The following is a 19,984-nucleotide window of genomic DNA, read 5'->3' as shown; positions in this document are numbered from 1 at the left end:
CTGGAGTCTCGCCGGCCGCTGGCGCGAACCGTCGAGGGGGATATGCGCGAAGCGCTGCGCTCAAGTCGCGAGCGCCCGCGTCGTGAGCGATAGCGCCCTTAGATGTAGCGCCTCAGGCTGCGGGCCAGGTCGGAGGCGCCGTCCTTGGAGCGCTTGACCTGGGGCTGGTAGGCGACGCGGGCGTGTTCGACGCAATAGACGCCTTCCGAGGCGCGACGGCCGCAGAAGCTGAACTCGCGCGAGGACGGGTCGCCGATCGGCCATTTGCACATATGGGCGCCCAGGGTCATGACCGTGGCGGTGCCCGGCAGGTCGGGCATCGGAGCCGGGACGGGCGCGGGGGGCTGGACCGGCTTGGGCTGCACGGCCTCCAGACGGCGCGGCGCCGAAGGCTGCGCGGGCGCAGGGGCCGGGGCCGCCGGACGCGGGCGGGCGGTGCGGAAGGTGGCGGCGGTGCGCGCCGGCTGCGACGGAGCGGCCCGGCCCGACAGGCCCAGGCGGTGCACCTTGCCGATCACGGCGTTGCGGGTGACGCCGCCGCCCAGTTGTTTGGCGATCTGGCTTGCGGACTGGCCTTCCAGCCAGAGCTTCTTCAGGGCGCCTACGCGGTCGTCGGTCCAGCCTGCGGTCATGCCGTCCTCCAGCGATTCAAGATTCAACATCTAGGTTTTCGCCTCCCCTCCGGGGGCTTGACCCACAACTAATCGTAAACCAGCGGTTAAGAGGCGCAAGATGTGCGAATCATCCTGTCCACAGAAACCAGATATTGAATCTTAGTTAAGGTTAGCGAGACAGTGGCGAGTGGCGAGTGGCGAGTGGCGAGTGGCGAGTGGCGAGTGGCGAGTGGCGAGTGGTCCGCGCTGTGTCCGCCGTCTCTGGGGTCCCTCCGGTCGCTGGGGTTCGCACTGTGGGGGGGGCTGCCTATCTCGTCACTCGCCACTAACCCCTCGCCACTCCCTTGCGCCGCCACGGCGCAAGGAGCATCTGGCGGGCCATGTCCGATACGCCCGACCTGATCTCCACCCGTCCCTCTGGTCTGCCGCAGCCGCGCCGCTATCCGGGGATCAACTGGATCGGAGTGCAGACCCTTTATCTGCGCGAGGTGCGGCGGTTCTGGAAGGTGGGCGCCCAGACGGTGGCGGCGCCGGTGGTGACGACGCTGCTCTATATGCTGGTGTTCGTGGTCGCGCTTCAGAACGCGCGGCCGCCGCTGCACGGGACGCCGTTTCCGTTGTTCGTCGCGCCCGGCCTGATCATGATGGCCATGTTGAACAACGCCTTCGCCAACGCCTCGTCCAGCCTGATCCAGGCCAAGATCATGGGCACGGCGACCGACTTCCTGACCCCGCCGCTCAGCCCGCTGGAGCTGACGCTGGGCTTCACGCTGGGCGCCGCGACGCGCGGTTTGGCGGTCGGTCTGGTGACGGCGATCTGCGTGCTGCCGTTCGCGCCGCTGGGCATCGCCAATATCTTCGCCATCGTCTGGTTCGCCCTGGCCGCCTGTTTCATCATGGGCATGACCGGCGTGCTGGCGGGGCTGTGGAGCGAGAAGTTCGACCATTTGTCGGCGGTTCAGAACTTCATCGTCATGCCGATGACCTTCCTGTCGGGCACCTTCTATCTGGTCGACAACCTGCCCGAACCGTTCCGGGCGATCAGCCACTACAACCCCTTCTTCTATCTGATCGACGGCTTCCGCTATGGCTTCATCGGCCATGCCGAGAGCAATCTGACGGTCGGGGTCGTGGGTTCATCCGTGCTGATGGCCGTCATGGGCGTGGTCTGCTGGCTGGTGTTCCGCTCGGGCTGGCGTCTCAAGAGCTAGATCGCTACCTGTTGCGGATCGCTCCCCGAGAGGTCCGCTCCATGCTGTTCCGTTCGCTCGTCGCCGCCACGGCCCTGGGCGCCGCCGCCACATCCGCTTTTGGGCCCGCCTTCGCTCAGGAAGCGACGCCCCAGGCCGGCGACCGCCCCGACATCGCCGCCGGCGCCGCCCAGTTCATCAAGCCCACCAACGCCGAGCGCACCCAGGTCCTGGTCGGCTTCCTGACGACGCTCGGCTTCACGCCCGAAATCCAGACCTTCGAAGGCGGCAACCAGGCCACCGGCCCGATGGAAGGCGCCAATGTCGTCGTCACGGTCGGCGAGGGCGACAAGGACATCGTGCTGACCGCCCACTATGACGCGGTCAAACTGCGTGACGGCACCCTGTCACACGGCATCGTCGACAACGTCGGCTCCGTCATGGCGATGATGGAGGCGGCCAAGACGCTGGACATGGCGCTGGAAGGCCAGCCGGTCGCCCACCGCTTCGTCTTCGTCTTCACCGATCAGGAAGAACTGGGCCTGCTGGGCGCCAAGGCCTTCCTGGCGAAACACGGCAAGGACCGGATCGCCGCCGTCATCAACGCCGATGTCGCGGCCTATGGCCAGACGGTCATGTATGGCGAGAACAATGGGCCGCAGTCGGCCTTTGTGCTGGAGACGCTGCGCCGCCTGTGCGCCGAGCGCGGTTTCGACTGCATGCCCTATCCGACCTATCCGCCCAGCGACGACCGCGCCTTCTCGGCGGCGGGCGTGCCGGTGGTGTCGATGGGCACTCAAGATGCGGTCGGCGCCCACCAGATGTGGCTGGCCTTCAACGGCGGCAAGGACAACGGCCTGAAGGAAGGCTTTGTCCCGCCCGTCTTCCAGCGCATCCATTCGACCGAGGATAAGCTGTCGTACCTGAAAGGCGTGGACGTCGCCCGTTTCGGCCTTTTCATCGCCGACCTGGGCCTGGCCCTGGACAAGCGTCTGGTCGAGAACCAGGCCAAGGCCGACGCCGTCGCCGCCGAAACCGCGCCCGCAGCTGCGACGCCGGGCGCCGGTGTTGACTAACGCCGTCGCCCATCCGACAAGACCGTCCCTGTGAAAACCGGCTCCGTCGCGCTCGCGGCGGGGCCGTATCGCTTTTGGAGGTCTTGGTCCCGTGTCCACTGAACATCTGATGGGTGTCTACAATCGCGCGCCGCTGGAAGTGGAACGCGGCCGAGGCGCGCGTCTGTGGGCGACCGACGGGACCGAATATCTCGATTGCGTCGCCGGCATCTCGACCAACGGCCTGGGCCACGCCCATCCCGAACTGGTCCAGGCGGTCAAGGACCAGGCCGAGAAGCTGTGGCACGTGTCCAACATCTTCCGCATTCCGGGGCAGGAAGCCCTGGCCGACGCCCTTTGCGACAGCAGCTTCGCCGACGTGGTCTTCTTCACCAACTCGGGCACGGAGGCGGTCGAGTGCGCGCTGAAGACGGCGCGCAAATATCATTCGGCCAACGGCGCGCCTGAGCGGATCGACATCTACGGCTTCGACGGCTCGTTCCACGGTCGGACCTATGGGGCCATCAACGCCGCCGCCAACCCCAGCTACACCGAGGGCTTCGGCCCGCCGATGCAGGGCTTCCACCAGCTGACATGGGGCGACAAGGAGGCGCTGAAGGCCGCCTTCGAAAACCCGACAACAGCCGCCGTCATCCTGGAGCCGGTTCAGGGCGAGGGCGGGTGCCGCGAAACGCCGGTCGAGGATCTGCGCTGGATGCGCCAGATGGCCGACGACAACGGCGTTCTGCTGATCTTCGACGAGGTCCAATGCGGCATGGGCCGGACCGGCAAGCTGTGGGCGCATGAATGGGCCGGGATGGCGCCGGACATCATGGCGGTGGCCAAGGCCCTGGGCGGCGGCTTCCCCATCGGCGCCTGCCTGGCCTCGGCCAAGGCGGCCAAGGGGATGACGGTCGGCGTCCATGGCTCGACCTTCGGCGGAAACCCCCTGGCCATGGCCGTGGGGCAAAAGGCGCTGAGCCTGATCAATACGCCCGAGACGCTGAACAATGTCGCCGAGATCGCCGGCTATCTGAAGCAGCAGTTGGCGGGCCTTCAGGCGCGCTTCCCCGATGTGATCGTGGACGTGCGCGGCAAGGGGCTGCTGATCGGGGTCAAGCTGGTCCCGAACAATCGCGAGTTCATGGCCCTGGCGCGCGACACGCAACAACTGCTGATCGCCGGCGGCGGCGACAACTGCGTGCGGATGCTGCCGCCGCTGAACCTGACGCTGGACGAAGCCCGTGAGGCCATCGCCCGGTTCGAGGGCGCTTGCGAAGTCGCCCGCGAAAAGCTGGCGGCCTGAACCCGACATCCGCTCATCCCCGCGAAAGCGGGGGTCCCGTTCTTTTGATCCAAGAACGCTGGATCGACGGATGAAACACACAACGGGCGCTTGTCGCCCACAGCACTAGGTCCCCGATTTCGCGGGGATGAGCGGAGCTAGACATATGGTCCGGCACTTCCTCGACATCCACCGGCTGGAGGCGGCGGACCTTCGCGCCATTCTTGACGACGCCCATGCCCGCAAGGCCGCCCGCAAGGGCTGGCCCCAAGGGCGCGCCGACGCCGATGCGCCGGGCAAGGACCGCGTCCTGGCGATGATCTTCGAGAAGAACTCGACCCGCACCCGTTTCAGCTTCGACGCGGCGATCCGCCAGTTGGGCGGCGCCTCCATCATCGCCACCGCCTCTGACATGCAGCTGGGCCGGGGCGAGCCGGTCGAGGACACCGCGCGCGTTCTGTCGCGCATGGTCGACGCGGTGATGATCCGGGCCAACAATCACGAGGACGTCGAACGCTTCGCCCGCGTCTCGACCGTGCCGGTGGTCAACGGCCTGACCGACCGCAGCCACCCGTGCCAGATCCTGGCCGATCTGCAGACCATCGAGGAGCATGTCGGTCCCGTCGCCGGCAAAACCATCGCCTGGATCGGGGACGGCAACAACGTCTGCCACAGCTTCATGCACGCGGCGCCCAAGTTCGGCTTCCATCTGAACGTCGCCTGCCCGGCCGAATACCATCCGGACCTGCGCGATCTGGAGAAGGGCGGGGCGTCCGTGACCCTGACGTCCGATCCGCGCGAGGCGGTTCAGGGCGCCGACGTGGTCGTGACCGACACCTGGGTTTCCATGGGCGACCAGGACTATGAGGCTCGCCTGGCGGCTTTCGAACCCTATACGGTCGACGAGGCCCTGATGGAGGCCGCTGCGCCCGACGCCGTCTTCCTGCACTGCCTGCCCGCCCACCGGGGCGAAGAAGTGACCGACGCTGTCATCGATGGACCTCGCTCCCTGGTCTGGGACGAGGCCGAGAACCGCATTCACGCCCAGAAGGCCGTCCTGGCCTGGTGCTTCGGGGGATGAGCAAAAAAGGGCGACCTGATCGGGTCCGCCCTTTCTCCATCTGGAACGCGGTCGCCTACAGCTTGACGTCCGACACGCCGCCCACGTCGGGGGTCGACTTGGTGATGTTGGCCTTCAGCACCTCATAGCCGAAGCCCAACGCACCCTTGTCGGACACCCAGACGCGGCCGTCGTCCGCGTCGAAGCGGATCAGGGTCAGGTGCGGGTCGTCCTTGCCGTCCGGATACCAGGCGGCGACCACGGGGTTCCAGTACTTGTCGATGCGGCTGCGGTCCTGGTCGATGGCCAGGCCGCCGTGGATGCAGGCCTGAACCTTGCCGTCCTTGGCCTGGTAGCAGAACATCCCCCGCTGGCCGCCGGCGGCCACGTCGCGGGCGAAATCGGTGTCGTCGCGGGTGAAGAACCAGATGGTCCCGGTCTCGGGTTCGCCGAAGCCGGTCATCGGCTGGTGATGATGACCGGGCCGGTCGATTCCCAGCATCCCGGTGTTCGACTCCTTCAGGCTTTTCCAGAATTCCTTTTCCGCCTCGGCGGGCGTCAGATCGTCGGCCATGCTCGTCTCCTGTTCGAACGAGCAGGATCAACCGACCGGCCCCCATCGGGTTCCGCCGCTTCAGCCGCCGGGGACCCAGGGCGCCCGATCCGCGCCGAACAGGGTGGTCAGGTGGATCAGAAGCAGCAGGGCGACCGCCGCCGCCCCGATCATCAGGAACCGCCAGGGGATCATGCGCGGCCCCTTGAACGGGTCGGGCGGCCGGGCGCCGCGCCAGCCGCAGAAGACCATGGCGGCCAGGGCGGCGGTCAGCAGGATCAGCGTCGGGATCAGGTCCATCTGACGCCAGTGGCGAAACCCGCCGCGCCTGGCAAGCATAGGGTTTCGGAAAGGTTAAACTTAAGGCGCCGTTAACCCCGTTGGCGGAATAGATCGGGTCATGTCGGCGCGCTGTCCACAGCTTGAACGACCGCCGCTAGATATTGCGGTTAACGACGCATTTACACCCTCGATATTGACGGTATAGCGTGGCCGCATAGGGTCGGGAGACGAATCAGTGAGCGCAGCGGCGCCTTGGAGCGTAAAGGGTATTGATCCCAAGGCCCGCGAGGTCGCCAAGGATCTCGCGCGGCGATCCGGCATGACGCTGGGCGAGTGGCTCAACTCCATGATCATGGACGACGAGGAAGAGGGTTACGCCACCCTGCCGCGTCGGTCCGCCGGTCACGACGCCTATGACCGCCGCAGCCGCAGTCGACGGTTGGACGACGCTTATGACGCCGACGACAGCCTGCATCGGATCAGCGCCTCCATCGACGTGATCGCCTCGCGCCTGGAGGCGGCCGAGCGCCGCTCGACGCTGGCGATCCAGGGCGTGGATCAGGCGGTGGCGGGCCTGGTGCGCCGCCTGGACGGCCAGGAGGCCGAGGGCAAGGCCCAGGCCGAGCGCCTGGACGAAATCGCCGAGGAACTGCGCGAAGGCCATCGCCGCCTGCGTGCGTTCGAGCGCGACACCGGCCCCAAGACCCAGGAAGGGTTCGGCAAGGTCGAGGCGTCTCTGGGCGCCCTGGCGGGCCGCCTTTACGACATCGAGGAGCGTCAGCGTCTCAGCGTCACCGATCTGCGCGACCGAATGGACGCCGCGGAAAAGGCCGCCGGACCCGGCGCCGGAACCGACGTCCTGGCCCAGGTCGGCGCACGTCTGGACGAGGCGCAGAGCCGCACCAGCGAGGCCCTGCGCGGGCTGGAGCGGTCGTTCGCCGAGCTGGACCGCCGCATGCGCGCCGCCGAGGGCCGCATCGAGCCCGAGGGCGTGCGCGACGCCGCCCGTTTCGAAAAGCTGGCCGAAAGCCTGTCGCGTCAGATCGACAGCAACCGCGCCGAAATGATCCAGCGGCTGGACGCCGCCGAGGTCGGCGCCCGGATCGACCGTATCGAACGCGCGGTCCAGTCGGTCGGCGAACAGGTCAAGAGCGCCGAACAGAAGGGCGTCCTGGGCATCGAGGCCATGGGCCGCGAAGTGCTGCGCATCGCCCAAAATCTGAGCGGCCGCCTCAACGCGGTGGAAACCGGCGAGAACGACCGCGCCGAAGCCTCCGCTCGCACGGCCGCCGCGCGCCTGAACCAGGAGTTCGCCCGCCATGTGGAGCGGGTCGATCAACGCCTGACCGCCGCCGACGACCGCAACGCCCTGGCGCTGGAGAAGCTGGGCGGCGAGATCACGCGCATCTCGGATCGCCTCAGCGACCGGATCGCCCAGTCCGAGCGCCGCTCGCAGCAGGCGCTGGAAGACATCGGCCGCCGCCTGGCCGAAAGCACCGACAAGATCGAGCAGCGTTACGACCGCGCCTCCGGCGAACTGGCCGAACGCATGCGCCTGAGCGAGGAGCGCACGGCTCGACTTCTGGCCGACGCCCGTGACAGCCTGCAATCGCGCGGTCCTTCCGAAGCGGCGGCCCCGCGCGTCGTCGCCGAACGCGCCGCCTCCGCGCCGCGCGCCGCGTCGCCGGCCTTCGCCATGCCTGAGGCGCCGGCCCAGACGGACGCCGCCCAAGGCGACTGGCGCGCCGCCGCCTTCCCCCAGGATTCGTTCGACGCCGAGACCTGGTCTTCCGATCCCGTCACGCCCGAGGCCGAGGGGGCTTCACCCTTTCCGACGGCCCTGTTCGACGAGACCGCGACCGCGTCGGTCGCCGAGGCGGCCTTCGTCGTGGAGCGGACTGTCGACGAGACGCCCGTGATCCAACCCTTCAGCGGGTTCGGCGGCGCCGATGTGGACGACGCCCTGGAAGCCCTGTCTTCGGACAAGGACGCCCACGGCGCGGCCAAGACCCCGACCAGTCGTCCCGCGCTGGACGATGAAGCCGGGGATTTCGACGGCGAGACCGATTTTGTCGATCCGCGTCGTCTGCAGGCCCAGATGGGTGCGGCGGCGGCGGCCGGTCGGGCGCCCTCCACGCGCGGCGCCATCGACGCGGCCCGCGCCGCCATCGCTTCGGCGGCCGAAGCCGAAGAGCCCGCGCGCGGGGCCTTCGGCCTCAAGACCAAGCGCGGCGGCAAATCCAAGCTGCAGGAACGGTTGGACAGGCAGGCGGCCCGCGAAAGCTCGACGGTCAAGAAGGCCTTTCTGGCCTCCGTCACCGCCGTGGCCCTGACCGGCGGCGTCTATGGCTACGCCGAACTGAGCGACGGAACGGACCTGCCGCATTTCGACCTGTCGCAGTGGGGCGGTCAGGCAAAGCCGGCCCTTTCGGCCAAACCGACCGCGCCCGCCGCCGGCCTGCCCATCGCCGCCTCGGCCGTCGTCACCGACGCCATTCCGCCGCTGAACCTCGCCGGGCCGGGGGCGGCGGAATACGAACAGGCGGTCGGTCGTCTGGAATCGGGCGACAACGGCGGCGTCGAGCTGCTGAAGCGCGCGGCCGACCTGGGGTACGCCCCGGCCCAGACCTATCTGGGCCAGCTCTATCTGGCGGGCGGCAACGGCTTGAACGCCAATCCGGCCGAAAGCCGCCAGTGGGGCCGGCGCGCCGCCCAGGGCGGCGACCCGCGCGGCATGCATCTGTACGGCATGCAACTGTTCGAAGGCGACGGCGGCCCGACCAACCAGACCGAGGCCCTGACCTGGCTAAAGCGCGCGGCCGAACGCGGCCTGCCCGACAGCCAGTACAATGTCGCGCGCATCTATGAGACCGGCGCCGACGGCGTGGCCAAGAATTCGGCCGAGGCCCTGAAGTGGTACATGATCGCCGCGCGCGCCGGCGACAGCGAGGCCCAGGCCGCCGTGACCCGGCTGCGTCCCACGACCAACGCCGTCGATCAGCGCGCCGCCCGCACGGCCGCCGACGCCTTCGTGGCCCAGAACCGCGCGTCGTCGACGGCCGCCCGCTGACCCCCTTGACGGGCCGGGTGGCGGACGACCGCCCGGCCCGCTAAGACCGCTCATCGTCGCCGTCCGGCGCCTGTCGTTCCGTTCCAGCCAAGGCCCGCGCTTTGGATATCTATCTGCCGATCGCCGAGGTTTCGGTGAACTGGCCGACCCTGGTGATGCTGGGGGCGGTGGTCGGATTCGTGTCCGGCCTGTTCGGCATCGGGGGCGGCTTCCTGATGGCGCCGATCCTGGTCTTTCTGGGCATCCCCCCCACGGTGGCGGTGGCCAGCCAGGCCAGCCACGTCGTCGCCTCCTCCACCTCGGGCGTGATCCGCTACGCCGGCCAGGGCGCGGTCGATTTCAGGATGGGCGCGGTCATGGCCATGGGCGGCGCGGCCGGCGCCCTGATGGGGGTCGAACTGTTCCGCTATCTGCGGTTGCTGGGCCAGGCGGACCTGGTCATCGCCCTGTCCTATCTGGTCTTCCTGGGGGCGATCGGCGCCCTGATGCTGAACGAAAGCCTCGGGGAAATCCTGCGCCGTCGCCGCGGCGCGCCTGCGCCGCGCAAGGAGCGCCGCCGCCCGATGTGGCTCTATGGCCTGCCGCTGAAGATGAAGTTCCCCAAGTCGGGCCTCTATATCAGCGCCCTGCCGCCGTTCGGCCTGGGCGTCTTCGCCGGTGTCCTGTCCGCCATCATGGGGGTGGGCGGCGGCTTCATCCTGGTTCCGGCCATGCTGTACGTCTTGCGGATGCGGGCCGGGGCGGTGGTCGGCACCAGCCTGTTCCAGATCATCATCACCACCGCCATCACCACCATTCTGCAGGCCGGGCGCAACCAGACGGTCGACGTCGTCCTGTCCACCATCCTGCTTCTGGGCGGGGTGGTCGGGGCCCAGCTGGGCGCGCGGTTCGCCGGCCGCTTCCGGGCCGAGGAACTGCGCGCCGCCCTGGGCCTGATCGTTCTGCTGGTCGGCATCCAGATGGGGCTGGAGCTGTTCGTGCGCCCCAGCGACATCTTCATGCTGGCGCCGGGGGTGGGCGACTGATGCAGGCCCTGCCTCCGCCCCCGCTCCCCGCCGTCGCGCCCCTCGTCGTCGCGCCCTCCCCCGACCGTTCCGTGGCGACGACCGGCGACCTGCGCGTCGCCGCCGCCCTGACCGACGCCCAGGTCCGGGTCGATTCCAGCTTCCGCGGCGCCTCCATCGTCCTCTACGGCGCCGTGTTCAATCCGACGACCGAGCCAGCGGATGTGGTGGTGGTGGTGCGCGGCCCGGACGCCCCCGTTCGCCTGGTCAAGAAGACCCGCAACATGGGCGTCTGGCTGAACAGCCGCCCGGTCCTGTTCGAAGGGGCGCCCGGCTTCTACATGACCGCCTCGACGCGGCCCCTGTCCGATATCGCCGACTTCGGCCAGTTGCGCCGCCTGGGCGTCGGCGTCGATCACCTGCGCATCGACGCGCCCGAGGAAAGCCGAACCGTCACGCGCTATGGCGTGCGCGACGTCGTGGTCAGCCGGCTGGGCGACGACTATCTGGACTGGCGCCGGGCCGTGATCCGGCTGAAGGAGGCCGCCGCCCTTTACGACACCGATCCGCAAGGGGTGGAGTTCGTCGACAAGGGTCTGTTCCGCGCCGAGGTCAAGCTGCCGACCGTGGCGCCGACCGGCAAATACTACGCTGAGGTCTGGCTGTTTCAGGACGGAGAGCCGCGCTCGGTTTCGAACCTGACCCTGACGGTCGAGAAGGTCGGGCTGGAGCGCGACATCTACGAGTTCGCCCACCGCCGGCCGTGGCTTTACGGGGTGCTGTGCGTGGTTCTGGCGGCCCTGACCGGCTACGGCGCCTCGCGCATCTTCAGCCGACGGAGCTGAAGCCCAATTCGGCGCGCAGGGCCCGGGCCGTAAGGCCGCCGGCGCGCAGTTCGGCCAGGGTCACGGATCGGTCCCGCTTGGCGTAGCGCCGACCGTCAGGCCCCGCCAGCAGCCGATGATGGCGATAGGTCGGGGCGGGCCAGCCCAGCAGCGTCTGGATCAACCGCTGCACATGGGTCGCCTCGAACAGGTCCTGGCCCCGGATGACGTGGTTGATCCCCTGCCGGGCGTCGTCGTGCGTCACCGCCAGATGATAGGCGACGCCCGCATCCTTGCGCGCCAGCACCACGTCGCCGGCGACCTCGGGCCGCACCGCGATACGGCCGGTTTCGCCCTCCGGTCCCTGACCTTCCTCGATGAAGCTCAGCCCGGTCCAGGTGGCCTCTCCCAGCGCCTCGCGCGCTCGGTCCAGCCACAGCCGCCAGGCGAAGGGCTGGCCCTGGCGCAGCCGTTCAGCCTCTTCCGCCGGATCGTGCGGGCCGGGCCGCACCGCCTCCATGGCCCCGTGCGGCGCGTCGCCCAGGCTGTCGAGAATGGTCTTTCGAGTGCGGAAACAGCGGTAGAGCAGGCCCCGTCCCCTCAGGTCCGCGATCGCGGCGGCGTAATCGTCCAGATGATCGGACTGGCGCCGCACCGGCGTTTCCCAATCCAGCCCCAGCCAGGCCAGGTCCTCCAGGATGGCGGCCTCGTATTCGGGCCGGCAGCGGGTCGGGTCGATGTCCTCGATCCGCAGCACGAACCGCCCACGCGCGGCCTTCGCCGCCGACCAGGCCGTCAGGGCCGAGAAGGCGTGTCCCTTGTGCAGGCGGCCGGTAGGGGAGGGGGCGAAACGGGTGGCGAACATCGCCCCGATCCTAGCCGTTTCCGGCCCCGAGCGGCGCCCCGCTCTTTCGGAGGGCGGCGCCTTCGTCATAAGCTTCAACCATGCCCGTCGCCCCGACCCTTGAGGACATCGCCGCCGCCCGTGAAGCGTTGGCCCAGGCCGATCCGGCCCTGGCGCGCGCCCACGCCGCCCTGCCGCCGTTCGAATGGCGGCTGCGGCCCGGCGGCTACGAGGGGCTGTTTCGCATGATCGTGGAGCAGCAGGTGTCGGTGGCCGCCGCCGCCTCCATCTGGGCGCGAACCGTGGCCGGCCTGGGGGGCGCCGTGACGCCCGAGGCGGTTCTGGCCCACGACGTCGAGACCCTGCGCGCTTTCGGCCTGTCCGGCCAGAAGGCGCGTTACGGCCGCGAGATCGCCCTGGCCCAGGTCGAGGGGCGCATCGACCTGGAGCATATGCAGACCCTGTCGGACGAGGCGGCCGTCGCCGCCCTGACCGCCATCAAGGGGGTCGGCAAATGGACCGCCGAAACCTATCTGATGTTCTGCGAAGGGCGGCTGAACGTCTTTCCCGGAGGGGACGTGGCCCTGCAGGAGGCGATGCGCTGGGCCGACCGGGCCGAAGTGCGGCCCAACGAGAAACAGGCCTATGCCCGCGCCGAAATCTGGCGGCCCCATCGCGGGGTTGCGGCGCATCTGCTCTGGGGATGGTATGGGGCCGTTCGGCGCGGAGAGGTCGCGCTGGAGGCCGCCTGTCCGTGACCCCGATCGATCCCACCCTGACCGAGCCCTTGCGCAATCCCGACACCGTTCTGGCGGCGCTGGATTTCGCCGGGGTGGGCGTCTTCGCCGCCACCGGCGCCCTGGCCGCCGCGCGCCAGAAGCACGACGTCGTCACCTTCGCCTTCTTCGGGGCCATCACCGGCGTCGGCGGGGGCACGCTGCGCGATCTGCTGCTGGGCCTGCCGGTCTTCTGGGTGCAGGACTGGCGCTATGTGGCCGTCTGCCTTCTGGCCGCCGTGGCCGTCTGGCTGGCGGGTCAGCGCGACTGGCGGTTCCGCGCCCTCTTGTGGCTGGATGCGGTGGGTCTGGCCGCCTATGGCGTCATGGGCGCCGCCAAGGCCGAGGCGGCGGGGGCCGCTCCTCTGATCTGCATCGTCATGGGCACGCTGACCGCCTGTTTCGGCGGGGTGGTGCGCGACATCCTGGCCGGTCAGCCCTCCATCCTGTTGCGACGAGAGATCAACGTCTCGGCGGCCATCGCGGCGGCCACCCTCTATATGGGGCTAAGGATGGTCGAGACGCCGGTGTGGCCCGCCGCGGCGGTCGCGGCCCTGACGGGGTTTCTGGTGCGGGCCGGCGCCCTGCGCTGGGGCTGGAGCCTGCCGGGTTTTCCCGAATGCAAATGAGCGCGATCCGTCGCCTGTTCGTCATGGCGGCGTCTTCGAATCGGGGTTAGTCTGACGCCATCGGACTAGGGAAGGAGATGCGTCTTCAATCCTGTCGCCTTGGCATCCTCCGTCGCAAGAAGGAGGGCCTGATGCAGGTCCTCCACCGGCCGCCGTCCGGCTATCCGGCCCTTGTCCTGAACGCCGACTTCCGGCCCCTGTCCTACTATCCCCTGTCGTTGTGGCCGTGGGAGGAGGCGGTCAAGGCGGTCTATCAGGACCGCGTGGACGTGGTGTCCCTGTACGACAAGGTCGTGCGCTCGCCCTCGATGGAGATGCAGCTGCCCAGCGTGATCGCGCTGAAAAGCTATGTCGATCAGGACCGCAGCCCCGCCTTCACCCGCTTCAACGTCTTCCTGCGCGACGGCTTCGCCTGCCAGTACTGCGGCGAATCGACGGACCTGACCTTCGACCACGTCGTTCCGCGCTCGCACGGCGGCCGCACCACCTGGGAGAACATCGTCGCCGCCTGCGGTCCCTGTAATCTGAGGAAGGGCGGACGAACGCCTCAGCAGGCGCTGATGCCCATCCACCGCCACCCCTACCGCCCCAACGCCTGGCAGCTGCAGGAGGCCGGACGGCGCTTCCCGCCCCACTATCTCCACCAGAGCTGGCTCGACTACCTCTACTGGGACATCGAGCTCGAACCTTAGGGTTTGCCGCTGTTTTCCCGTTAATGCTCTGATGCGGGTGCAGAGCGATATTTGCGTGTTGCGCGACGTGCGCCAACCGCGTTGGCTCCATCCAGCCCGGGCGGCGGCGCAGCCGAGCCTTCGTCCTAGAAACGACGGCTGATGCTCACGCGAAGGGTGCGACCCAAAGGATCCTGCGCGTTTCGGGCGTAGCCGGGGGCGGGACGGCCGTCCCCAAGGCGCGCTTCGGGTCGGTTGTCGAACAGGTTCTCGACCTCGACCTCCAGATGGAAACCGTCATTGCGACGACGCTCACCTTCGCGGGTCGCGCCCGGCGCATCGAACGTCATGCTTATCCGGACGCCCGCCGTCAGAAGGTCCGACAATCGGATGTCTTCCGGGCCGTCCCGGCCCAGCTCGCGACGGAGGCGCGCGGGGCCTTTCCAGTTCACGACCGCATTGACGCCCCATCGTGCGTAACGACCGTCCAGTTTGACGATCAGCTGGTGACGAGGGACGCCGCCTCCATCGCCCGCCAGCTGGTCGAGCCTGGGGAGGTCGTCCCGAATGACGAGGCTGTCGCCCAGTCGCCAGATATGGGAAATCCCCACCTGTATCGACCCAGGCCGCGTCGATCCGTTCGCGTCTGCCCCGAGCGGGATGTTGGCCGACAGACCCGAGGACAGGGTTTCGGACTTCGACTGCGCCAGATTGATGGGGCGCTGATCGACGCCGATCAGCCGACCTTCCGCATCTCTGACGATGCGGTCCGGAAAGGCGGCTTCGACGGCCGGAGTCAGCGTCGGCAGGGCGCCGATGGCGTTCGAGGCGCGTACAGTCTGGAGATCAAAATTGCCTTGAACGCCCCAACGACCGAAGGGGGCGGCGGACGCCGACAGCGACGTGGTCTGCGTCGTCTGCGGCGCCAAGTCCGGATTGCCGCCAAGCAGGGGCGTGATCTCTACGGCCTGTCCGGATCGGAAGTCATAGACGGGCCGAGACGGACCGTATTGAAGCGGGGCGAACCTCTGCTCTCGCGTCGGCGCATCGGTCGCCTGCGACCACTGGGCCGATAGCCTCAGCCTGCTCAGCGGCGTCCAGGCGAAGCCGGCGTTCAGACCGCCATTTGCGCCTGCATCGGTCTGACGGTTCAACCGGCCGCCCAGATTGACGGACAGGTCGCCCCAACGCCGGGTTCGGTCCGAAAAGCCGGAGAGGATGGGCAGGTTCACATTGGATCGTAGATCGAGCGTCTGGGCGGTGTGGGTCGGCGTTTTGGTCGCGTTTCGCGTCTCGGATCGCGACGCGGTATAGCGGGCGTCTGCCGTGACCAGGATCGGCCCGGTCGGCAGCTCCATCACGGGGCGATCCGCTGACACGGTCGCCGACAGAACCTGGGTGCGCGAGGCGAACCTGGTCAGCCCCGATTGCCGGCTCCGGGCGATCAGACCGTCCATGCCGGCGCGAAGGGACCAGCCTAGCACGCGACCGCTGACGCCGCCCGCGGCGGTCAGGCTGTCCACGGTCTGGCGGGTTTCGAGGACATGGCCCGCCGTCGTGGTGGTGAAGGCGTCGCTCTGTCTCCGGGCCGCGCCGGTGAACGACGTCGTCCAGTCCCCGACGGCGCCGGTCGCGGAGACCGTGGCCGAGGCGACCCTGATCTCTGGCCGCAAGGTGTCGGCCTCGCCTGCCGACGGGCTTCGATCGTCCGCAGGGCGCTCGTCCGCGCGCAGCGAGGTCGTGCGCGAGGCCTGGACGCCCAGCTGGAAGGTGTTGTTGTCCTCGATGTGCGACTGACGCGCATCGCCGACGACGGACGAGGTTCCGCCCGCGTTAGGCCGGGCCATCTTCGCCTGCGCGTCACGGCTCTTGAACGCGGCCTGCAGCACGATGTTGACCACGCGGCGCGAGGGATCGCCGCCATAGAGGGCGCCGGCCTGCGGCGGCAGGGTTTCCACGCGGACCAGGGCGTCTGGCGGGAAGCCCATGAAGTTTCTGGCGTCCACGACCTGACGCCCATTGACGATGACCACGGGCGGCTGCTGCAGGCCCAGGCGTTCGCTCAGGCGGGCGATCACTTCGCCGATGTCATAGGCGCCGAGATTGTCGATCTCTTCCGGAACCAGCTCCTGCTCCGGCGCGACCTTGGCCGCGCCGCGCCGGCCGACGACCTCGACCTCTTCCAGTTGCACGGGGGGCGGCAGGGGAGAAGGTTCGGCCTGGAAGGCGATGAGGATCAGATGGGCCAGCATGAATCCCTCGTCCCTGCGAACGGATCACAGGCGCGATGTGCGGGCGAGACGTGAAAAAGGCCGGGCGTCGCAGACACCCGGCGAGGCTTTTCAGGTTGAGGAGCCAGGCCCGCCCGGCTTAGAGAATTTGCAGGCCGGGGATGCGGATGGAGCCGCTGCGGATCGTGCAGCTTCGCCCGCCCGCATTGACGGGGGGCAACACATTGTTGCTGAAGGTCGCGGTGCTGGTCGCATTGTTCCAGGCGACCACGACCGTGCCGTAGCAAGGATCGTTGGCGACGGTGTTCGCGCCGATCGTCAGGGCGATCGAGGTGGTCGAACCCGGCACGACCGCGGCGCTCCAGGCCCCGCTGGGCGCCACGGCGGCGCACAGAATGCTGCCGGCGGTAATGCTGCGGGTCGGGATAGGCGCGCTGGTCGCGCTCAGCGGGCTGGCGGTGACGGAGACGTTGCACGTCACCGTCGTCGTCTGGGAAAGGGTGACGGATCCCGATCCCGACACGCTGCCGGAGCTGGGCGAGAAGGATTGCGCGAAGGATGGCGAAGCCAAAGCGACCGTCGCGAGGGCTGCGGCGGCGAAGGAAAGCGTCTTGATCATGATAGTCCTCCCTTGAGCGGGCCTTGATGGCCCTTGTGAAATTTGGACCGTCCTAATGTTCGGACGCCTATTTACAGCGCCGTCAGCATGAGGGAGTCAAGAATAGAATTGTTATTTTTCAATGCATTAATGACGTGTTAGCGCTCTGTCCCCGGCCGCGGGAGCGACCGGGGTGATGCGATAATCAGCCGCGCATCGGCGGAGCCGAGCCGTCAGAAGCTCTTCGTCAAACGCACGGCGATCAGCCGTGGATCCAGGGTGAAGACATTGGTGGTCAGGCCCGTGTCGTCCGAATTGGTGAAGGCGTCGACGATGGGCGCATCGTCGAAGACGTTCTTGACGTAGGCCTGAAGCGTCAGGCCCCGCTGGGCGTCCTTCAGGGAGACGGAAAGGTTGAGATTGTCCCATCCGCGCAGGTGGTCGTACTCGGTGTTGTAAATTCGGAAATAGCTCTCGGCCTGGCGGTAGTAGTCGCCACGCACGGTCAGGTCCCAGTCACCCAGGAACCAGGTGTACTGAGCCCCGATATTGGCGGTCCAGTTGGGCGAATTGGGCAGTTCGTTGCCGCCCAGGTCCGCCTCGAAGCCGCGTCCGCCGTTCGGCGCCTGGGTCAGGGGGTCATAGGTGAAGCCGTAGAACTGCCAGAAGGGCAGGCTCGACGCGAGGGCGGGGTTGAAGGTGCCGAACCGGGACGATCCCGCACACAGGGCGCTGAGGGAGAAGACGGCGGTCTGCGGGCCGAAAGAGCTGTTCAATATACGTTCAGCCAGATCCCTTGGCGCGATGCAGTTGGACGGCACCTGGATCCAGGGACGCAGCGTGATCCAGTCCTCATTGCCCTGGGTCCGGTTCATCACGTCGATTGACCCCTCGCCGTCGGCGACGCGGGTCTTCAGATATCCGAAGTTGGCGTCGATCTGGAAGTTGGGCGTGGGCTGGTAGACGGTCTCGAACTCAAGCCCCCAAATCTTGGCGTCGAAGTTCTCGTTCAGCGAGATGCGGTCGACGATCTGAGAGACCTGATAGTCCTTGTAGTCGTAGTAGAAGGCGGTTGCGTTCAACCGAAGCCTCCCGTCCAGCAGGGTGTTCTTGGTCCCGATCTCGAAAGCGTTGACGTATTCGGGCTCGAAGGTGCTGGCGAGCGGCTGATACTGGACGACCGTTGGGTTCAGGTCCAGGCGCGGCGGGTTGGTGCCGCCGCCCTTGTAGCCGCGCGACAGCGACGCATAGATCAGGGTGTCGTTCGTGAACGACAGATCGGGCGTCCAGTCCAGAACGACGCGGCCCGTCAGCGCCTCCCACTTCTGTTCGATGTCCGGCAACGCATAGTAGCCCTCTCGCACATAACCGCCGGTGGCGAGGCCAGGATCTCCGTTAAGGTTGGCGCCGAGAAGCAACTGGCTGGGGTAGGGCGTCGTATCCTTGCGATCCTCGGTATAGCGCAGGCCGGTGGTCAGGCGCAGCTCGGGACTTAGATCCCAATATCCCTCCCCGAAGACGGCCCAGGACCGCGTGTGAACGACGTTCTTGCTGCGGAAATAGTTATGCCCCTCCTCGTTGATCTCGCTGAGCGGGTTGGGATCGACATAGACGCACTCGAAGGGCTGCGTACTGTCGCACGGCCGCGTGCCGTAACCGCCGTTGGGCAGGAAGTCGAAGTTGTAGAAATATTCGGCGATGAGCGAAAAGGTGTTGTTGAAGACGAAGTAGTCATCCTGAGATTTGAAATTCAGGTAGTTGGCCCCAAGGCTGAAGTTGAAGCCGCCGTCCCTGTCCGATTGCAGCCGGAACTCCTGATACCACTGGCGACTGTCGGAACGGCTGATATCCGCCGACAGAATGCGATCCGATGGTCCTAGCTGAGGGTCCGTGTAGATCCCGCCCGGCGTCGCCGTTGATGGGGTCAGATCCCCGAAGAAATCATAGACATTGTTGCTGTCGACGAAGGTCGGGTTGGACACGTATCGCGCGTAGTCTTGCGACGCATAATAGTCGTCCTTCGCATAGGCGGTCTGGGAGTACAGAGTGAGGGTGTCGGTGAGATCGAATTCGAGATTCACCTGAGCCACGTCGTTCTTGGCGCGGAACACCGGGTCGTAATTGGTGGCGATCTCCCTGAGATTCCGGGACTGGACGACGCCCTCGTAAGGGTCGAAGCCGAGGGGGATCAAGTTGACCGGCTGGAAGTTGAGGTCGAGGCCGATGCTGGGGGCTGTCCCCAGCAGTCGAACGGGTCCGAACGATCCGCCATTCGGCGCGCCATAGGCTGCGTCGCTATACAGAGAGCCGGGCAGGCAGCCCTGGCTCAGCTGATCCTGGGTGTAGGGCGTCGTGATGGTCGCCGACCCAACCTGGGTCGGGCCCGGATCGGTGGTGCAGAGCTGCTTGCCGGTGCGCGAGCGGTTGTCGTCCTCTTCGAAATGTTCCCAGATCGCATTGGCGCGGAACCGCCTCCGTGGGCTCCCAGCGCGCCGACAAACGGGTGGTGAACAGGTCGCGGTCGTTTACATGGGTGTCGTTGAAGCTGTTGTAGTCGAAACCGTCGCGCTTGGTCAGGGCGAAGGCGCCCCGGACGGCGAAGGTCTCCCCAAGCGGGATGTTGACCATGGCCTGCGCGCGTTTGCTCTCGTAGTTGCCGAGTTCGCCGGTCACGAATCCCTCGGACGCGAAGCGCGGCAGTTGGGGGAACATGTTCACCACCCCGCCGGTGGCGTTGCGGCCGTAGAGGGTGCCCTGCGGCCCGCGCAGCACCTCGACCCGATCGACGTCCAGATACTCCTGCTCGAACAGCCGGTTCCGAATCAGGGGCGTGTTGTTGAAACTGACGGCGACCGCCGGGTCGCTGGAGGCCGAAACGGCCTTGGTCCCGATCCCGCGGATCGAGAAGTTGTACATGCTGAAGTTGGCCTTGGAGAAGGTGACGTTCGGCACCGCGCGCAGCAGTTCCGAACCGCCTTCGATCTGACGCGACTGCAGGGCTTCGGACGACAGGGCGGTGACGGCGATGGGCACGTCCTGCACGGACTGCTCGCGCTTCTGGGCGGTGACGATGATGTCGTCCACGACAGCGGGGGCGGGGGCGGGGTCGGTCCGAGGCGTCGATGTCTGCGCCAGCGCCGCAGGCGCCCAGGTCATCAAGAGGGCTGTCGCCGACACGGAGAGCGCGAGGCGCGCGCGAATACAGGCCGCTGGAGCCATGAAATCCTCCCGAAGCGCGACGCCATGCCGACGGCGCGCGATGTGCGTTTCCTCCCGCCTGATGTGTCCGCTCGGCGAG

Annotated in this window: 18 protein-coding genes; 10 read left to right on the top strand and 8 right to left on the bottom strand. The window is 67.6% G+C overall.

Annotation, left to right across the window (positions count from 1 at the left end):
* Window positions 1–98 precede the first annotated feature (98 nt).
* Complete coding sequence (locus QE389_RS08700; RefSeq protein ID WP_307368993.1) at window positions 99–632, bottom strand: GcrA family cell cycle regulator; 534 nt, start codon at window positions 630–632, stop codon at window positions 99–101.
* 362 nt (window positions 633–994) lie between these two features.
* On the opposite strand from QE389_RS08700, the gene QE389_RS08695 reads away from it, so the two are divergent.
* The 4 genes from QE389_RS08695 (at window position 995) to argF (ending at window position 5,225) form a co-directional block, all read left to right on the top strand.
* Window positions 995–1,825 carry an ABC transporter permease gene (locus QE389_RS08695; RefSeq protein ID WP_307366397.1) on the top strand — a complete coding sequence of 277 codons (831 nt, stop codon included), beginning with the start codon at window positions 995–997 and terminating at the stop codon, window positions 1,823–1,825.
* An 11-nt stretch (window positions 1,826–1,836) separates the two neighbouring features.
* Entirely contained in the window at window positions 1,837–2,880 is a 1,044-nt protein-coding gene (locus QE389_RS08690) for a M28 family metallopeptidase (RefSeq protein ID WP_307366395.1), read from the top strand.
* A 91-nt stretch (window positions 2,881–2,971) separates the two neighbouring features.
* Window positions 2,972–4,165, top strand: a complete 1,194-nt coding sequence (locus tag QE389_RS08685) for an aspartate aminotransferase family protein (protein ID WP_307366393.1) — start codon at window positions 2,972–2,974, stop codon at window positions 4,163–4,165.
* A 145-nt stretch (window positions 4,166–4,310) separates the two neighbouring features.
* The gene (gene argF, locus QE389_RS08680) at window positions 4,311–5,225 is read left to right on the top strand and encodes an ornithine carbamoyltransferase (protein WP_307366391.1); all 915 of its coding nucleotides are present in this window, start codon (window positions 4,311–4,313) and stop codon (window positions 5,223–5,225) included.
* A 55-nt stretch (window positions 5,226–5,280) separates the two neighbouring features.
* On the opposite strand, the gene QE389_RS08675 is transcribed toward argF, so the two are convergent.
* On the bottom strand, window positions 5,281–5,778 hold the full coding sequence (locus QE389_RS08675) for a pyridoxamine 5'-phosphate oxidase family protein (RefSeq protein WP_307366389.1): 498 nt from the start codon (window positions 5,776–5,778) through the stop codon (window positions 5,281–5,283).
* 60 nt (window positions 5,779–5,838) lie between these two features.
* The gene (locus QE389_RS08670) at window positions 5,839–6,096 is read right to left on the bottom strand and encodes a hypothetical protein (RefSeq protein WP_307366387.1); all 258 of its coding nucleotides are present in this window, start codon (window positions 6,094–6,096) and stop codon (window positions 5,839–5,841) included.
* Between the two features lie 178 nt (window positions 6,097–6,274).
* Here QE389_RS08670 and QE389_RS08665 point away from each other — a divergent pair, with 178 nt between their 5' ends.
* From QE389_RS08665 to QE389_RS08655, 3 genes are all read left to right on the top strand, one after another.
* A complete protein-coding gene (locus QE389_RS08665) occupies window positions 6,275–9,109 on the top strand; it encodes a hypothetical protein (protein ID WP_307366385.1) in 2,835 nt (944 codons plus the stop codon).
* 101 nt (window positions 9,110–9,210) lie between these two features.
* Window positions 9,211–10,134: a sulfite exporter TauE/SafE family protein gene (locus tag QE389_RS08660; RefSeq protein ID WP_307366383.1), complete on the top strand. Its 924-nt coding sequence runs from the start codon at window positions 9,211–9,213 to the stop codon at window positions 10,132–10,134.
* Window positions 10,134–10,958, top strand: coding sequence for a TIGR02186 family protein (locus QE389_RS08655; protein ID WP_307366381.1), 825 nt, complete (start codon window positions 10,134–10,136; stop codon window positions 10,956–10,958). Before QE389_RS08660 ends, QE389_RS08655 begins: the two co-directional genes overlap by 1 nt.
* On the opposite strand, the gene gluQRS is transcribed toward QE389_RS08655, so the two are convergent.
* Window positions 10,942–11,802 carry a tRNA glutamyl-Q(34) synthetase GluQRS gene (gene gluQRS, locus QE389_RS08650; protein ID WP_307366379.1) on the bottom strand — a complete coding sequence of 287 codons (861 nt, stop codon included), beginning with the start codon at window positions 11,800–11,802 and terminating at the stop codon, window positions 10,942–10,944. The genes QE389_RS08655 and gluQRS overlap by 17 nt on opposite strands.
* Before the next feature lie 80 nt (window positions 11,803–11,882).
* On the opposite strand from gluQRS, the gene QE389_RS08645 reads away from it, so the two are divergent.
* From QE389_RS08645 to QE389_RS08635, 3 genes are all read left to right on the top strand, one after another.
* The gene (locus tag QE389_RS08645; protein ID WP_307366377.1) at window positions 11,883–12,539 is read left to right on the top strand and encodes a DNA-3-methyladenine glycosylase; all 657 of its coding nucleotides are present in this window, start codon (window positions 11,883–11,885) and stop codon (window positions 12,537–12,539) included.
* Window positions 12,536–13,186, top strand: a complete 651-nt coding sequence (locus QE389_RS08640) for a trimeric intracellular cation channel family protein (protein WP_307366374.1) — start codon at window positions 12,536–12,538, stop codon at window positions 13,184–13,186. The genes QE389_RS08645 and QE389_RS08640 overlap by 4 nt, the downstream gene beginning before the upstream one ends.
* Before the next feature lie 131 nt (window positions 13,187–13,317).
* Window positions 13,318–13,878, top strand: a complete 561-nt coding sequence (locus QE389_RS08635; RefSeq protein WP_307366372.1) for an HNH endonuclease — start codon at window positions 13,318–13,320, stop codon at window positions 13,876–13,878.
* Window positions 13,879–14,003: 125 nt separating this feature from the next.
* Here the strand turns inward: QE389_RS08635 and QE389_RS08630 are convergent, their stop codons facing one another.
* The 4 genes from QE389_RS08630 to QE389_RS08615 all read right to left on the bottom strand — a co-directional run bounded on the left by QE389_RS08630 (window position 14,004) and on the right by QE389_RS08615 (window position 19,842).
* A complete protein-coding gene (locus tag QE389_RS08630; RefSeq protein ID WP_307366369.1) occupies window positions 14,004–16,109 on the bottom strand; it encodes a TonB-dependent receptor in 2,106 nt (701 codons plus the stop codon).
* A gap of 118 nt (window positions 16,110–16,227) precedes the next feature.
* On the bottom strand, window positions 16,228–16,707 hold the full coding sequence (locus tag QE389_RS08625) for a hypothetical protein (protein WP_307366367.1): 480 nt from the start codon (window positions 16,705–16,707) through the stop codon (window positions 16,228–16,230).
* Between the two features lie 212 nt (window positions 16,708–16,919).
* The gene (locus tag QE389_RS08620) at window positions 16,920–18,878 is read right to left on the bottom strand and encodes a TonB-dependent receptor (RefSeq protein ID WP_307366365.1); all 1,959 of its coding nucleotides are present in this window, start codon (window positions 18,876–18,878) and stop codon (window positions 16,920–16,922) included.
* Between the two features lie 103 nt (window positions 18,879–18,981).
* A complete protein-coding gene (locus QE389_RS08615) occupies window positions 18,982–19,842 on the bottom strand; it encodes a TonB-dependent receptor (RefSeq protein ID WP_307366363.1) in 861 nt (286 codons plus the stop codon).
* Between the last annotated feature and the right edge of the window lie 142 nt (window positions 19,843–19,984).

The organism is Brevundimonas sp. SORGH_AS_0993 (assembly GCF_030818545.1).
GTDB lineage: Bacteria > Pseudomonadota > Alphaproteobacteria > Caulobacterales > Caulobacteraceae > Brevundimonas.
The sequence above is the reverse complement of the archived record's forward strand: the minus strand, read 5'-3'. Positions and strand labels throughout refer to the sequence as shown.

Bases quoted from the DNA above. Each gene is read 5' to 3' on its own strand.
- QE389_RS08635 (WP_307366372.1), top strand. From the start codon at position 13,318: ATGCAGGTCCTCCACCGGCCGCCGTCCGGCTATCCGGCCCTTGTCCTG.
- QE389_RS08615 (WP_307366363.1), bottom strand. From the start codon at position 19,842: ATGACCTGGGCGCCTGCGGCGCTGGCGCAGACATCGACGCCTCGGACC.
- argF (WP_307366391.1), top strand. From the start codon at position 4,311: ATGGTCCGGCACTTCCTCGACATCCACCGGCTGGAGGCGGCGGACCTT.
- gluQRS (WP_307366379.1), bottom strand. From the start codon at position 11,802: ATGTTCGCCACCCGTTTCGCCCCCTCCCCTACCGGCCGCCTGCACAAG.
- QE389_RS08630 (WP_307366369.1), bottom strand. From the start codon at position 16,109: ATGCTGGCCCATCTGATCCTCATCGCCTTCCAGGCCGAACCTTCTCCC.
- QE389_RS08655 (WP_307366381.1), top strand. From the start codon at position 10,134: ATGCAGGCCCTGCCTCCGCCCCCGCTCCCCGCCGTCGCGCCCCTCGTC.
- QE389_RS08700 (WP_307368993.1), bottom strand. From the start codon at position 632: ATGACCGCAGGCTGGACCGACGACCGCGTAGGCGCCCTGAAGAAGCTC.
- QE389_RS08625 (WP_307366367.1), bottom strand. From the start codon at position 16,707: ATGATCAAGACGCTTTCCTTCGCCGCCGCAGCCCTCGCGACGGTCGCT.
- QE389_RS08675 (WP_307366389.1), bottom strand. From the start codon at position 5,778: ATGGCCGACGATCTGACGCCCGCCGAGGCGGAAAAGGAATTCTGGAAA.
- QE389_RS08670 (WP_307366387.1), bottom strand. From the start codon at position 6,096: ATGCTTGCCAGGCGCGGCGGGTTTCGCCACTGGCGTCAGATGGACCTG.
- QE389_RS08645 (WP_307366377.1), top strand. From the start codon at position 11,883: ATGCCCGTCGCCCCGACCCTTGAGGACATCGCCGCCGCCCGTGAAGCG.
- QE389_RS08695 (WP_307366397.1), top strand. From the start codon at position 995: ATGTCCGATACGCCCGACCTGATCTCCACCCGTCCCTCTGGTCTGCCG.